Origin of the sequence: Saccharopolyspora sp. NPDC002686, from assembly GCF_040295745.1 — a bacterium.
In the GTDB taxonomy this organism is placed as follows: Bacteria; Actinomycetota; Actinomycetes; order Mycobacteriales; family Pseudonocardiaceae; genus Saccharopolyspora; species Saccharopolyspora oryzae.
On the sequence record NZ_JBEOVY010000015.1, the window covers coordinates 1 to 13,286 of the forward strand.

Consider the following 13,286-nt stretch of genomic DNA (forward strand, 5'->3'; position numbering starts at 1 on the left):
GGAACACCTCCCCGGCGAAGCGCTCCTCGTGGTAGCTCAACTTGTTGGTCCCGAGCGGATCGGTGGTGAACAGCACGCCGCCTTCGTCCTGGAAGTCGAGGCCGTTCTCCAGCCGCTCGGCCGGGGTGGCGCGCTTGTCGTCCGCTCGCAACACCTTCGTGACGATGAACCGGGCGTAGAACCGGTACGCGATGGCGTAGGAGGCGAGTGCGGCGAAGACGAACCACACCGCGTTCACCGGTTCGTCGCGGGAGAGCGCCAAGATCGACCACGCCACGGCACCGATCAGCGAGATCGCGACCCAGATCGCGATCCGCACCGGGGTCCAGCGCGGTTTGTCGTCCGCCTCGACCGGCGGTGCGCCGGCCGCGGTCATGCCGCAGTTGCTTTCATGCGTGGCTCCTCCGTCGGAGTGCTTGCCGTGCGTTCTGAGAGCCGGTCTTTGCTCCTCGTTTTGTCTTTGATGCGCCGCAGGCGCATAGCCCACCCTCGGCGCTTGCACCGCCACGCAAAATGAGTTCAAAGACAGGCACTCAGGCACACCGGGACCGCGGGGCGTCGATCGGCTCGTACGTCCTGCGATGTGGGAACGGCCCTGGTTTTTCGCTGTTCGCTGGGGTTCACTACCGCATCGTCCGAACACCTCCCGCGTTTTTCGTCCTCGCCCAACAGTTGCCGGTGCTGACCGGAAGGTTTACCGGCGGTCGAAACGGAATTCGCCACCGGCGGCGAACCGCACCGGTGGCCGCCCCAGCCCGAGTGCGGAGAATCCATGGACAACGTCGTCGTGGTGGTCACGTGCGCGGTGGTCGTGCTCGCCGGTTCGGTGGGAACTCTCGTCGCTGCCCGGCGATCGGCGCGCGGCCGGGTCCCCGACGACCTCGCTGGGTGGGCGCTGGCCGGTCGCCGGCACGGTGGCGGGCTGATGTGGTGCCTGCTCGGCGGCACGATCTACACCGCCTACACCTTCACCGCGGTGCCCGGAGCGGTGTTCAGCTCGGGGGCGATCGGCTTCTACGCGGTGCCGTACACGGTCCTCAGCTGCGCGATCGGCTTCGTGCTCCTCCCGAGGCTCGTCTCGGTGGCGCGGGCGCACGGCTACGTCACCGTCGCCGACTTCGTCCGGGGCCGCTACGGTTCGCCGCTGCTGGCGCTGGCCGTGGCGTTGACCGGGATCTTCGCCACGATGCCCTATGTCGCGCTGCAGCTGATCGGCATCCGGGCGGTGCTCACCGTGCTCGGCCTGTACTCCGGTGGCATGGCCGGGGATCTGGTGCTGGCCGTGGTGTTCGCGATCCTGGCGTTGTCGACCTATCGCTACGGGTTGCGCGCACCGGTGTTCGCCGCGGTGGTCAAGGCAGTGCTCGTGGTGGCCTGCACCGTGGTGGTGGCGGTGCTGGCCGTGACCAAGTTGGGGACCCCGCCCGAGATTCTCGAACGTGCCGGCGGGGCAGAGGTGTTGGCGCTGTCGCCCGCGTTGTGGCCGGCGTTCGCGTCGCTGGCACTGGGTTCCGCGCTCGCGCTGTTCGCTTTCCCGCACGTGCTGATGGTCGCCTTCTCCGCGCGCGGTCCGGACGTGCTGCGCCGAACGGCCGGCGGACTGCTCGGCTGGGCAGGCATGCTGGCCGTGTTCGCGCTGCTGGGGGTGGCCGCGCTGGCTGCGGGCGTGGTGCTGCCGAGCGGCCAGAGCGAGTTGGCCGTTCCGGTGTTGATGGGTGCGCTCGCGCCGAGCTGGCTGGCCGGGATCCTGTTCGGGGTGCTGGTGGTGGCGGCGTTGGTGCCGGCCGCGGTGATGTCCATGGGCGCGGCAACGCTGTTCGCCCGCAACGTCTACGTCGAGTTCGTCAACCCGACCGCCACCGACGCCCAGGAGGCGCGGATGGCGCGGCTGACCTCGCTGGTGGTCAAGATCGGTGCCCTGGCGTTCGCGCTCGGCCTGCGCGACCAGGCCGCGATCAACCTGCACCTGCTCGGCGCGGTCTGGGTGCTGCAGACCCTGCCCATGATCGTGCTGGGGTTGCTGCGGCACACCCCGCGCCCGTTCGCGCTGCTGGCCGGCTGGCTGACGGGCATGGTCGCGGGCACCGTGCTGGTCAACGAGGGCGGCTTCACCTCGCTGGTCGTCGTCCACTTCGGCCAGTTCACCGCGCACGTCTACACCGGAATCGTCGCTCTGGCGGTGAACATCGCGGTGACCGCGGCGGCGCAGGCGCTGCTGCGCGGACTCCGGGTGCCGCGCGCGCCCTCGGGCGTGATCCATCCGATCCACCCACCGCGGGTGCTCCGGGAGGGGGTGCGGCGCCGTGACTCCGGGATCTCCTGACCGCACGGACTCCGCGGCTGATCGGCGGTCGTCGAACGACGTGCCGCCCACCGAGCCGAGCATGGACATCCGCGACGTGGAGCGGGAATCGGCGATGGTGCGGCTGTTCGACGGTCACCACACGCAGCTGCTGCGGCTGGCCGTGCTGCTCGGCGCGGAGCAGGACGCCGAGGACATCGTGGCCGAGGCGTTCTGCCAGCTGCACCGCGGTTGGTACCGGCTGCGCGATCCCGAAGCGGGCCCGCGCTACCTCCGCTCCGTGGTGGTGAACCTGGTGCGGATGCGCATCCGCCACCTCAAGGTGCTGCGCAAGCACGTCGACGTCCAGGAACCCAGCATCGAGTCGGCGGAGGCCACCGCGCTGCTGCACGAGGACCAGCGGCGGGTGGTGGACGCCCTGAACTCCCTCCCGGCGCGGCAGCGCGAGGCGTTGGTGCTGCGGTACTGGCTGGACCTGAAGGAATCCGAGATCGCCGAAGCCATGGGCATCAGCAAGGGGGCGGTCAAGTCGCACACGTCGCGCGGAATGCAAGCGCTGTCGCGGGCGATGGGGGCACACTCGTGACCGTGCGCGACCCGGAGGAACAGCTGCGCGAGACGCTCGACGTGCTCGCGACGTCGGTGGTGGCCTCACCCGACGCCTACGCCAAGGCCCGGTCGGAGTGGCAGCGCCGGGAGCGCAGGCGCAGGCTCATCATGCTCGTGCTGGCACTGCTCATCGTCGCCGCGGCCGATGTCGTCGGTTTGTGGGCGCTGAACTCGCTGTCCGCGCCGCCGCCTCCGCACGCCCCCGGTGGGGACCCGGTGGAGATCGTCATCCAGCCCTGATCCGCGCACCACGAAGCCACCTCCGCTCTCGCGCGCAGCAGAGGTGGCGTCGCAGTGCGCGGATCAGGCCATCTTGCCCGCCAGGTCCCACATCGCGTCGACGACTCGCTCGACGTCGTCGCGCTGGTGGAACAGGTGGGTGGAGATGCGCACCGGTGCGTGCTTCTGGGCCGAACCGATCACCGGGAAGTCGACGTTGCGGATGACGATGCCGTACTCGTCCTTCATCCGCGCCACGAACTGGTCGGACTTGGCCTTGTCCAGCACGTCGGCCGGGTTGCGGAACGGGTTGAACGAGGACAGCGCGCACACCAGCCGCGGGTCGTCCTTCGGCGAGTACAGCGAGGCCACGCCCCACCGCTCGGTGACGAGTTCCTTGAGGTAGGCGGAAAGTTCGAGCGCGTGGTCCTGGATTCGTTGCCTGCCGATGCGGTCCCACACCTCGCAGGCGTTGCGCACGCCCTCCATGATCGCGATGCTCCCGTTGCCGACCGACTGGAGGTACTTCGCGATGTCGTAGCTCTCCTTGCTCCCGCTGGAACGCGGGGGCAAGCCGCCCTCCTCCGGGTAGCTGCTGGACACCACGGGCCAGAACTCGGGCAGCGGGTTCGGGTTGTGCTGCGGCAGCACCTTGTTGCGGATGTAGAGCACCCCGGTGCCGCCGGGTCCGCATTGCCACTTCGCGGCCGAACCGGCCAGGAAGTCCACGCCGAGCGCGTGGAAGTCGTAGGCCATCATGCCCGGGATGTGGGCGCCGTCGACCACGGTGGTCACACCGTGCGCCTGAGCCAGCTTGGCCAGCAGCTGGATCGGCAGCATCGTGCCGGTCTTGTAGGTGGGTGCGGAGAACAGCATCACCTTCGTGCGGCTGCTGATCGCCCGCTCGAACGCCGCGACGTAGTCCTCGGCGCGCTGGTCGTTGCCGACCGGCAGCTCCACCCGCTTGAGCACCACGCCGTACCGGTCCCTGGCCAGCGCCATGGGGACGTTGCCACCGGGGTGTTCGTGGTTGGTGGTGAGGATTTCATCCCCGGCGCGCAGGTTGAGGCCAGCCAGGATCTTCGACATGCCATCGCTGGTGTTGTGCGAGATCACCAGTTCGTCGGGGTCGCAGCCGTATCCCTTGGCGGCCACCGCGCGGACGTCGGCGAAGTCGCTGTAGGCCGACTTCGCGCCGACGGCCACCTCGCGGTGCACGCGGTCCAGGGTGTCGACCACCTCGCGCGGCGGCGAACCGACGGTGCCGACGTTCATGAACAGCACGTTCTTGTCGAGCATGAAAAGCCGCTCGACCTCGCGCCAGTAGGCGTCGTTGGATCCGGTGGGCAAGTTCGCCGCCAGCGGTGTCAGCTCGGCGGCTCCGGCCGCGGAGGACAACCCGGTGGTGCTCAACCCGGCGACGGCGGCACCGGCCCCGGCGATGCGCAGGAAACCCCTGCGGGACAAGTCGTTCGTTCTGCTCGAAAGTTTCGGCACTGCCAGATCCTTTCGGGTTCTGCTGGAGCTATCGGACTGCGATCGCGGAGATCTCGACCTTGGCGTCCTTCGGCACCCGGACGACCTGCACGGTGGCCCGCGCCGGCGGCGCGCCTTCGGTGAAGAACTCGGCGTAGGCGGCGTTGAACCGCTCGAAGTCGGCGAGGTCGGACAAGTAGACGGTGGTGCTGACGACCTGCGCCATCTCGAGGTGGTCGGCCGCGAGCACCGCCCGAACGTTGCGAAGCACCTGCCGGGTCTGCTCCTCGACGGGCGCATCGGCGAGCAGCTGTCCGGTGGACGGGTCGATCGGCAGCTGCCCGGACACGAACACCATCTGACCGGTCGAAATGCCTTGCGAGTACGGGCCGATCGCTTGCGGTGCGTCGGGCGGGTTGAGCGGCCGGTGCCCTACCAGGCGATCGGCCCCGGCCCAGGCGCTGCTGCCGAGGACCGCCAGCGCGAGCGCCGCGGCAACGGCTCCGAGCCGCCACCTGCGGGCCCTGGAAGGACTTCGGGAGCTTCCCTGCACTTCTTGCGGATCGTCCATGCACATCCTCCAGCGCGACGTGGTTCACCGGTTGGTGCGGTCGGCTGTTTGGTTGCCGATCGGGAGGCGCCGGTTTACCGCTCAGCAGCGGGAAATGTGAACTTCACCGGCTGAACCGGTTCGCACCCGATCGCGGTAAACCCGGCGACACCGCAGCGCAACATGAAGTGGGGGGAGAGCTGCGCACTCAGCAGGTCCAATGTCGAAGGGTCCGCGCGGAACGCGGTGGGCGGACCCTCCGGTCGTGCTCCACCGGGTGGAGCAGGTCAGTTTCGTCGTGCACCCCGGCGCCAGTAGCCGCCGCGGTACAGGTACTGCCAGGTGTCCTCGATGCGGTGCGCATCGCGCCCGACCAGCAGCGGGGCGACGCGCTCACTCCTCTTGACGGCGGATCGATCGAGCGGACCTCCGGATCCGCGAGGTGGCAGTGCCGGCCGCCACGCGTTCGCGGACGGGCCCGAGTCGGTCCAACCTGGGAAGCCGGGATTTAGAGTGGCAACTCGTTGCCATTTGTTGTCGCCGATTCCGGGAGGCGGATCCGTGGAGCGAGAACGGCCGACGATCTACGACGTGGCACGCCACTGCGGCGTGGCCGCTTCCACGGTGTCCCGCACCTTCAGCAACCCCGCCAGGGTCAGCGCCGGAACCAGGGAACGGGTGCAGGCGGCCGCCCGCGAGATCGGTTACGAGCCGCGGCCGCTGGCCCGGGCCGAGGCGCCGGGGCGCATCCGGACGCTGACCCTGGTGGTCTCCGACATCTCCAACCCGTACTACGTCACGGTCATCAAGGCGGCGCAGGCCAGGGCGATCGAGCGCAACTACACCCTGGCGCTGACCGACAGCGACGAGTCGGCGCAGGTGGAGGCCAACAACCTGCGGCACCTGCTGGCCACCACCAGCGGCGGGATCCTGTCGACCTCCCGGCTGTCGGACGAGACCGTGCAGCAACTCGCCGGGTACCGGCCGCTCGTGATGATCAACCGCGAGATCGAGGGCGTGCCGAGCCTGGTGGTCGACACCGCGGCCGGGATGCGCAAAGCGGTCCGGCACCTGGCGGTGCTCGGGCACCGCAGGCTCGCCTACCTGTCGGGCCCGCGGAACTCCTGGATCAACGGGCAGCGCTGGCGCGCGGTCCAGGACGAAGCGTCGTCGCTGGGCCTCCAGGTGTCCTTCCTGGGACCGTTCGCGCCGAACCGGCAGGGCGGGCAGGAAGCGGCGGAGGCGTTGATGCTGGGCAAGGGTTCGGCGGCGATCGCCTACAACGACCTCATCGCCATCGGCGCACTGCACCGGCTGCAAGCCGTCGGGGTTCGGGTGCCCGAGGACCTCAGCCTGGTCGGTTGCGACGACATCTTCGGCGCGGATTTCACCGTCCCGGGCCTGACCACGATCGCCGGTCCAGCGGACAAGCTCGGCTGGTGCGCGGTCGACATCTTGCACGAGCGACTGACGGGGCGAGGTGACCTGCAAGGCTCGCGCAGCTTCGAGTCCCACCTGGTGATCAGGGGCTCCACCGGGCCAGCACCGCAGGGGTGAGGCGGGCGCGCCGCTCAGTCGGTGTCCACAGTGGAGTACAGCGGTTCGGAGTGAGGCGATTCTCTCCGGCGGTCGGTTCGGGGTAGCCGAGGCGACCGGCCAGTCCTCGACCTGGCCCGGTGAACTCGGGCTGGCCGCGACGCACGATCCCGCGCTGGGCGAGCGGCACGTTCGGGGAGAACCCCGAGCTCGCTGCCGACGTGATCGGTGCCGTGGTGCGCGGTTTCCAGGGCGAGCGGCTCTCGTCTGAGAGCGTTCCGGTCACCACCAAGCACTTCCACCGCGCCGACGGCAGTTCGCGTTCGGGCAGGACATGGCTCAGAACACCGATTCCGCAGCTTGGCGGGGTCCGGGTTCTGCTACCCGGACCATCGCGCTGCTACGCGGCTGGAGAACCTCGATGCAACTGTTGGCAACCTGTTGCCACGGGCGGTCGCCGACGATGATGCTGCGGCGCATGGACGGTCGTACGACATCAACTGCGCACGCGAATGCAGTGGAGGCGGCTCGGCGTCCCGCACCGCTGAACCCGCATTCGGACCGCTTGTTTCCAAGTGATCCGGCGCAGCGCGCGATCGCACGGCGGCTCCACGAGAGCATGTGGGTCCTTCCGCTGATCATTATCCGCTATCGAAGCGGAATTGCCGCTGAAGACCGCCCCGCGCTGAGCAACACCCGCGTGCCCCGCTGACGCGCGATGACCGGGATCCGGTTCCGCCCGTTCCGACTCGCCCGAGCTGTCCCGCACAACGACGTGACTGCTGGCAGGAGCCGCCCTCGCCAGCCAGGGGAAGGGAAGTGTCGACATGCACCTGTTGGACTGGTCGGTCATAGCCGGCTACTTCGTCGTGATGGTCGTGATCGGGGTCTGGGCGCACCGCCAGGTATCCAGCTCCGCCGACTACTTCACCGCAGGCGGGCGGATGCCCTGGTGGCTGGCAGGCATCTCGCACCACATGTCCGGTTACAGCGCGGTGGTCTTCGTGGCCTACGCGGGGGTCGCTTACGACCAGGGCATCGTGTCCTACATCGTGTTCATGTTCCCGCTCGCGGTCGCCACCGGCATCGGCGCTTTCCTGTTCGCGCCGAAGTGGAACCGCCTGCGCGCCCGCTACGACATCGCCTCGCCGCTGGAGTACCTGGCCACCCGGTTCAACGTGCCGACGCAGCAGGTGCTGGCCTGGAGCGGGTCGCTGCTCAAGATCTTCGACGTGGCCGCGAAGTGGTCCGCGGTGGCGTTGCTGCTCGACAAGTTCGTGGGCATCCCGCTGGTGTGGGGCGTCGTGATCACGGCAGGCGTGACGCTGCTGTACTGCACCGCGGGCGGTCTTTGGGCCGACGCGCTCACCGAACTCGGCCAGTTCGTGATCCAGGGGCTCGCCGCGTTCGCCATGCTCATCGCCGTCGGTTCCGCGCTGTCCGCGCAGGGGTTGAACTACCTGAACTTCTGGGGTGCGCTGCCCGCGGGCCACACCGACCCGACGACCAGCAAGTACCCGATGTACTTCGTGATCGTCTACATCGTGGTCAAGACCTTCGAGTACAACGGCGGCATGTGGAACCTCGCGCAGCGCTACATCGCCACGCCCAGCCCCGCGCAGGCTCGGAACACCGCGCTGCTGTCCAGCTTCCTGTACTTGGTGTGGCCGATCGTCCTGATGCTGCCGATGTTCGCGGCGCCCTTGCTGGTGCACGTCACGAAGTCGGAGGACGTCTACGCGCAGATGGCCCTGGACTTCCTGCCCGCGGGTCTGCTGGGGCTGGTCCTGGTCGGCGTGTTCTCGCACACGATGGCCATGGCCGCCTCAGACGCCAACGCCATCTCCGCGGTCATCACGCGCGACGTGCTGCCCAACGTTTGGAAGCGCTTCAAGAGCTTCACGGACGCGGAGGCGCTGCGCACCGGGCGCTACCTCACCGTGGTCTTCGTGCTGCTGAGCGTCGTCGTCGCGATCAACGCGGAGAACCTGGGCGGGGTGCTGTCGATCATCGTGACCTGGGTGGGTGCGCTGATCGGACCGATCTCCATCCCGATGATGCTGGGCATGCTGCGCCCGTTCCGGCACATCGGCCCGACCGCTGCGCTGATCTCGTGGGGCGGCGGGATCATCTCCTACGCGCTGACGAAGTACGTGTGGCACCTCAACGACGCGATCACCGTGGTCACCCCGGTCCTCGTGTCGCTCGCCCTGTTCATCGGCGTCGGCGCCCTCCGCCGGGACGCACCCGCAGCAGCCGAAGAGATCACCGAGTCGCTGGCCCGCGACGACAACTCCGCACCAGCAGCGAGGACCTGAACCGGAAGCGCCGCCGAGGCGATCGCGCAGTGACGGCCATTCCGACACCGTGTCGAGCCGCCAGCGCCGGATTTGCTTCGCTGAGCCCATGAAGCGAAGACCTGCCCCGACCTAGCATCGCGCTGATCTCCGCAACCGCAACAGGATTGGCAGGGACGGCGATGGCCCGGTGGGACCTGGACGAAGCAGACGGGCGCATCTACTCCGGCGGCTGGCGGGGCGGTGGCGGAGGCACGGTGCCGGTCGTCTCGCCCGGAGATGGCGGGTTGGTGGGGCTGGCCGGGATCGCCGACGAGCACGACGTGGAGCGGGCCGGTGTGGCTGCGGTGGCGGCGCAGGCCGAGTGGAACTGTGCGTCGTACCGCACCCGCGCCGACGTCCTCATGCGGGCTGCGGACGCGCTGCGCGACATCCGCGCCGACGTCGAGAACCTGCTCGTGCGCGAGAGCGGCTCGCTGCCTGCGAAGGCTAAGCACGAGGTCGACAAGGCCATCGATGAACTGGTCGGCGCAGCCGGTCTGGTCACGATGTCGCAGGGCGACCTCCTTCCGGTGGAAGATCCGGCGACGCTGGGCCTGGCCCGGCGGATCCCGGTCGGCGTCGTCGGTGTGATCGCTCCGTGGAACGCACCGCTGATGCTGGCCATGCGCTCGGTGGCCCCCGCGATCGCGCTCGGCAACGCCGTGCTCGCCAAGCCGGATGTGAAGACCGCTTTCTCCGGCGGTGCGGTGATCGCCCACGTCTTCGAGCGCGCCGGACTGCCCGAAGGCGTCCTGCACGTGTTGCCCGGCGGTGTCGGAACGGGGGAGGCCGTGGTGCGTTCGCCGCACACGGCCGCGATTTCGTTCACCGGTTCGTCGGCCGCGGGCAGGCGGGTCGGGGCGGTCGCGGGCGGCCTGCTGAAGCGGGTGGTGCTCGAACTCGGCGGGAACAACGCGTTCATCGTCATGGCGGACGCCGATCTCGACCGCGCTGTGGTCGGCGGCGCAGGGGGTTCTTTCCGGCACCAGGGGCAGATCTGCATGGCAACCGGACGGCATCTCGTGCACGAGAGCATCGCCGACGAATACGTCGAACGGCTCAGCGCAGCTGCCGGTGAGCTGCGCCTCGGCGATCCTCGGGCACCTGGGACGACCCTCGGCCCGCTGATCACGGCCGCGCAAGCCGAGCACGTGCACGGAATCGTCGAGGCGTCGATCGCCGGCGGCGCCCGGGTCGTGTGCGGCGCCGCGCACGAGGGCGCGTTCTACCAACCAACCGTGCTCGACGGCGTGACCGCTGACAACGCGGCATTCCTGAGTGAGATCTTCGGTCCGGTGGCCCCGGTCACCCGCTTCTCGACGGAAGCGGAAGCGCTCGCGCTGGCCAACGCGACCGATCACGGCCTCTCCGCAGCGATCCACAGCCGCGACATCGGACGCGCCCTCGGCTTCGCCGCGCGCTTGCGAGCCGGGATGATCGCCCTCAACGGCCAGACCATCTACGACGCCGCCCACATCCCGATGGGCGGGCTCGGCACGTCCGGCAACGGCGGACGGCACGGAGGCCGTTGGAACCTCGACGAGTTCACCTGCTGGCAGTGGGTGACGGTTCCGACGATCCAGGACTGAGCCCAGCGTTTCCGACACCGCGTCGCACCTTCCTACACCGTGTCGGACAAGTGCGGAGGAGATTCCCGCAGCGGCCCGATTCCGCGGCGGAGCAGGTTCCGTAGCTTCGAATCGTCGCCCGGTGCGGGCCCGCCAAGACGGACGAAGGAGTCGGAGTACATGGACATTTCCAGTGCTGCTGGGGCGCTGACCGGCGAGCAGTACAAGCGGAGCCTCGACGACGGCCGCGAGGTCTGGCTCGACGGGAAGCGCATCGAGAACGTCGCGGAGCACCCGGCGCTGCAACCGGCCGTCGACGAGTTCGCCCGCTTGCTCGACCTGCGTTTCGCCACCCCCGAAGCGCGGCAGGCGACGCTGTTCAAGTCGGACGAGACCGGTAACGAGGTCAGCTACGCCTTTTCGCTGCCGAAGACCCGGGAGGAGCTGCGCGCCAAGTTCGCCGCGTCGGAGTGGTGGATGCGCGAAAGCCTCGGGCAGCTCGGTCGTTCGCCCGACTTCATGTCGAACGTGGTCGCGGGTCTCGCCGATTACGCCGACGAGCTCGAACGCAACCGCCAGGGGTTCGGGGAGAACGCCCGGAACTACCGCCGCTTCGCCATGGAGAACGACCTCGTGCTGACGCACGCACTCGGCGATCCGCAGATCGACCGCAGCGCCAGCCCGCTCGACGACCCGGATCTCGCACTGCGCGTCGTGGAGGAGCGTGAAGACGGAGTGGTCCTGCGCGGGGCCAAGCAACTCGCCACGCTCGCCCCGTTCTCCCACGAGGTCCTGGTGTACCTCAACGGTGTCACGGCCGCGCGCGGTGCGGAGGACTTCGTCATCTGGTTCGCCCTGCCGATGAACGCGCCGGGACTGAAGATCCTGTTGCGCGAACCGCTCGGTGCACCGCAGAGCGGACACGCGCACCCGCTCGGGAACCGGTACGACGAGCAGGACGCGATGTTGTTCTTCGACGACGTTTTCCTGCCCCGCGAACGCATCTTCCTCCTCGGTGACTCCCTGCGCGCGCTCAAGGGCCTGAGCCGGATCAACGTCTGGAGCCTGCAGAGCACGCACATCCGCTTCCTCGCCCGGATGAAGTTCTTCACCTCGGTAGCGAAGAAGCTCGCCCATTCCATCGGCGTCGACACCTTCCGCGGCATCCAGGAACAGCTCGGCGAACTCATCTCCTACGTCCAGACGCTCGAACTCGCGATCAAGGGCGCCGAGGCCGACGTCACCACAACCCCGGCCGGGCACCTCGCCCCGACCAACAGCAACGGCGTGGGTTTCTGGTCGGCCGACATCTCGGCGCGCATGGTGCAGATCCTGCGCCAGATCGCCGCCTCCGGACTGATCATGCAGCCCACGGAAGCCGATCTCGCGAACCCCGAGCTGCGCCCGTTCCTGGACCTCTACATGCGCGGCCACGACATCGGCGCCGCCGAGAAGGCGCGGCTGTTCCGGCTCGGCTGGGAACTCGCCGGCTCGAGCTTCGGCATGCGCCAGGAACTCTACGAGTACCTGCACCGGGGCGACCCCGGCGCGGGCCGCACGCGGCTGCTGCGCTTCTACGACACGTCGGCGACGGACGCGCGGGTCGACGAACTCATCAGCAAACCGCTCACGAGTGCCTGAGACATCCGAACAGACGCAGAGGAGCGTTCCGTGATCATCGACGTCCACGGCCACATGTCCGCGCCGGACGCCTTCTACGCCTGGAAGGCCTCGCTGCTCTCGCACCGCGGCGCGCACGGCAGCAAACCACCGGCCATCAGCGACGACGCGCTCGTCGCCGCTTACCACCACCCGCATCCGAGCTTCGGCGACATCTCGCACCTCGCGCACCTCGACGGCGCCGGCATCGACCTGCAGATGATCTCGCCCCGGCCGTTCCAGATGATGCACAGCGAACGGCCAGCCAAGCTCGTGCAGTGGTTCACCGAGGAGACGAACAACCTCATCCACCGCGCGACCGAGCTGTTCCCCGGCCGGTTCAAGGGCGTCGCGGGACTCCCGCAAAGCCCGGACCTGACGCCGCGCGAGTGGACCGCCGAGTTGCGCCGCGCGGTGACCGAACTCGGCTTCGTCGGCGCGATGCTCAACACCGATCCGCATGAAGGGACGGAAGCCCCGTTGGCGCTGGGTGATCGGTACTGGTACCCGGTGTACGAGGTCTTGTGCGAACTCGACGTGCCGGTCCTGCTGCACGCGGCCGGGTGCAAGCCACCGGCCCGGGAGCCGTACAGCCTGCACTTCATCCAGGAAGAGACCGTAGCGGTGTGGAGCCTGGTCAACTCGAGCGTGCTCAAGGACTTCCCGGAGCTGAAGGTGATCGTCTCGCACGGCGGGGGAGCGATCCCGTACCAGGTGGGCCGCTTCCTCCCGTCGGTCGTGCGGACGGGGGTGTCCTACTTGGACAAGCTCCGCCGGTTGCACTTCGACTCCTGCCTGTACACCCGGGGCAGCCTGGAGCTGCTCATGGAGGTCGTCGGCACCGACCGGGTGCTGTTCGGGTCGGAGAAACCGGGGACCGGTTCGCAGATCGACCCGGAGACCGGCCGCTGGTTCGACGACATCCACCTGCTCATCGACGACATCGACTGGCTCGACGACGAGCGTCGCGCCGACGTCCTCGAGAACAACGCACGCGCGCTCTTCCGGCTGTGAGCGGCGAGAGGGAG

12 protein-coding genes and 1 pseudogene are annotated in these 13,286 nt (G+C 68.8%); 9 read left to right on the top strand and 4 right to left on the bottom strand.

The features are described 5' to 3' along the window. Positions 1 to 376, bottom strand: a 376-nt coding sequence (locus ABTZ89_RS03675; RefSeq protein ID WP_351039695.1) for a carbon starvation CstA family protein, incomplete at its 3' end; no start/stop codon positions are given. Between the two features lie 396 nt (positions 377 to 772). Between ABTZ89_RS03675 and ABTZ89_RS03680 the strand changes: the two genes are divergently transcribed. From ABTZ89_RS03680 to ABTZ89_RS03690, 3 genes are read left to right on the top strand one after another with little or no spacing between them, the layout of a single operon-like run. Further along, entirely contained in the window at positions 773 to 2,323 is a 1,551-nt protein-coding gene (locus ABTZ89_RS03680) for a sodium:solute symporter family protein (protein ID WP_351039698.1), read from the top strand. Continuing rightward, positions 2,304 to 2,888, top strand: a complete 585-nt coding sequence (locus ABTZ89_RS03685) for an RNA polymerase sigma factor (RefSeq protein ID WP_351039700.1) — start codon at positions 2,304 to 2,306, stop codon at positions 2,886 to 2,888. The genes ABTZ89_RS03680 and ABTZ89_RS03685 overlap by 20 nt, the downstream gene beginning before the upstream one ends. 2 nt (positions 2,889 to 2,890) lie before the next feature. Further along, positions 2,891 to 3,151, top strand: coding sequence for a hypothetical protein (locus ABTZ89_RS03690; RefSeq protein WP_270948164.1), 261 nt, complete (start codon positions 2,891 to 2,893; stop codon positions 3,149 to 3,151). A gap of 63 nt (positions 3,152 to 3,214) precedes the next feature. Here the strand turns inward: ABTZ89_RS03690 and ABTZ89_RS03695 are convergent, their stop codons facing one another. From ABTZ89_RS03695 to ABTZ89_RS03705, 3 genes and pseudogenes are all read right to left on the bottom strand, one after another. Beyond that, positions 3,215 to 4,597 (bottom strand): aminotransferase class V-fold PLP-dependent enzyme, encoded by a 1,383-nt coding sequence (locus ABTZ89_RS03695; RefSeq protein ID WP_270948165.1) that lies wholly within the window; start codon positions 4,595 to 4,597, stop codon positions 3,215 to 3,217. A 58-nt stretch (positions 4,598 to 4,655) separates the two neighbouring features. After that, positions 4,656 to 5,177, bottom strand: coding sequence for a Rid family detoxifying hydrolase (locus ABTZ89_RS03700; RefSeq protein WP_351039705.1), 522 nt, complete (start codon positions 5,175 to 5,177; stop codon positions 4,656 to 4,658). A 281-nt stretch (positions 5,178 to 5,458) separates the two neighbouring features. Further along, a pseudogene (locus ABTZ89_RS03705) lies at positions 5,459 to 5,605 on the bottom strand (hypothetical protein); the annotation flags it as partial. Positions 5,606 to 5,717: 112 nt separating this feature from the next. Between ABTZ89_RS03705 and ABTZ89_RS03710 the strand changes: the two are divergent. The 6 genes from ABTZ89_RS03710 to ABTZ89_RS03735 all read left to right on the top strand — a co-directional run bounded on the left by ABTZ89_RS03710 (position 5,718) and on the right by ABTZ89_RS03735 (position 13,272). Beyond that, complete coding sequence (locus ABTZ89_RS03710) at positions 5,718 to 6,713, top strand: LacI family DNA-binding transcriptional regulator (protein ID WP_351039707.1); 996 nt, start codon at positions 5,718 to 5,720, stop codon at positions 6,711 to 6,713. A 400-nt stretch (positions 6,714 to 7,113) separates the two neighbouring features. Beyond that, the gene (locus tag ABTZ89_RS03715) at positions 7,114 to 7,404 is read left to right on the top strand and encodes a hypothetical protein (protein ID WP_351039710.1); all 291 of its coding nucleotides are present in this window, start codon (positions 7,114 to 7,116) and stop codon (positions 7,402 to 7,404) included. A 115-nt stretch (positions 7,405 to 7,519) separates the two neighbouring features. After that, a complete protein-coding gene (locus tag ABTZ89_RS03720; RefSeq protein ID WP_351039713.1) occupies positions 7,520 to 9,010 on the top strand; it encodes a sodium:solute symporter family protein in 1,491 nt (496 codons plus the stop codon). 161 nt (positions 9,011 to 9,171) lie between these two features. Continuing rightward, entirely contained in the window at positions 9,172 to 10,620 is a 1,449-nt protein-coding gene (locus tag ABTZ89_RS03725) for an aldehyde dehydrogenase family protein (RefSeq protein ID WP_351039715.1), read from the top strand. 159 nt (positions 10,621 to 10,779) lie between these two features. Then, positions 10,780 to 12,240 (top strand): 4-hydroxyphenylacetate 3-hydroxylase family protein, encoded by a 1,461-nt coding sequence (locus ABTZ89_RS03730; RefSeq protein WP_270948169.1) that lies wholly within the window; start codon positions 10,780 to 10,782, stop codon positions 12,238 to 12,240. Positions 12,241 to 12,270: 30 nt separating this feature from the next. Continuing rightward, on the top strand, positions 12,271 to 13,272 hold the full coding sequence (locus ABTZ89_RS03735) for an amidohydrolase family protein (RefSeq protein ID WP_351039719.1): 1,002 nt from the start codon (positions 12,271 to 12,273) through the stop codon (positions 13,270 to 13,272). Positions 13,273 to 13,286 lie beyond the last annotated feature (14 nt).

Coding starts and splice junctions, on each gene's coding strand:
- ABTZ89_RS03720 (WP_351039713.1), top strand. CDS start 7,520: ATGCACCTGTTGGACTGGTCGGTCATAGCCGGCTACTTCGTCGTGATG.
- ABTZ89_RS03700 (WP_351039705.1), bottom strand. CDS start 5,177: ATGGACGATCCGCAAGAAGTGCAGGGAAGCTCCCGAAGTCCTTCCAGG.
- ABTZ89_RS03680 (WP_351039698.1), top strand. CDS start 773: ATGGACAACGTCGTCGTGGTGGTCACGTGCGCGGTGGTCGTGCTCGCC.
- ABTZ89_RS03725 (WP_351039715.1), top strand. CDS start 9,172: ATGGCCCGGTGGGACCTGGACGAAGCAGACGGGCGCATCTACTCCGGC.
- ABTZ89_RS03715 (WP_351039710.1), top strand. CDS start 7,114: ATGCAACTGTTGGCAACCTGTTGCCACGGGCGGTCGCCGACGATGATG.
- ABTZ89_RS03730 (WP_270948169.1), top strand. CDS start 10,780: ATGGACATTTCCAGTGCTGCTGGGGCGCTGACCGGCGAGCAGTACAAG.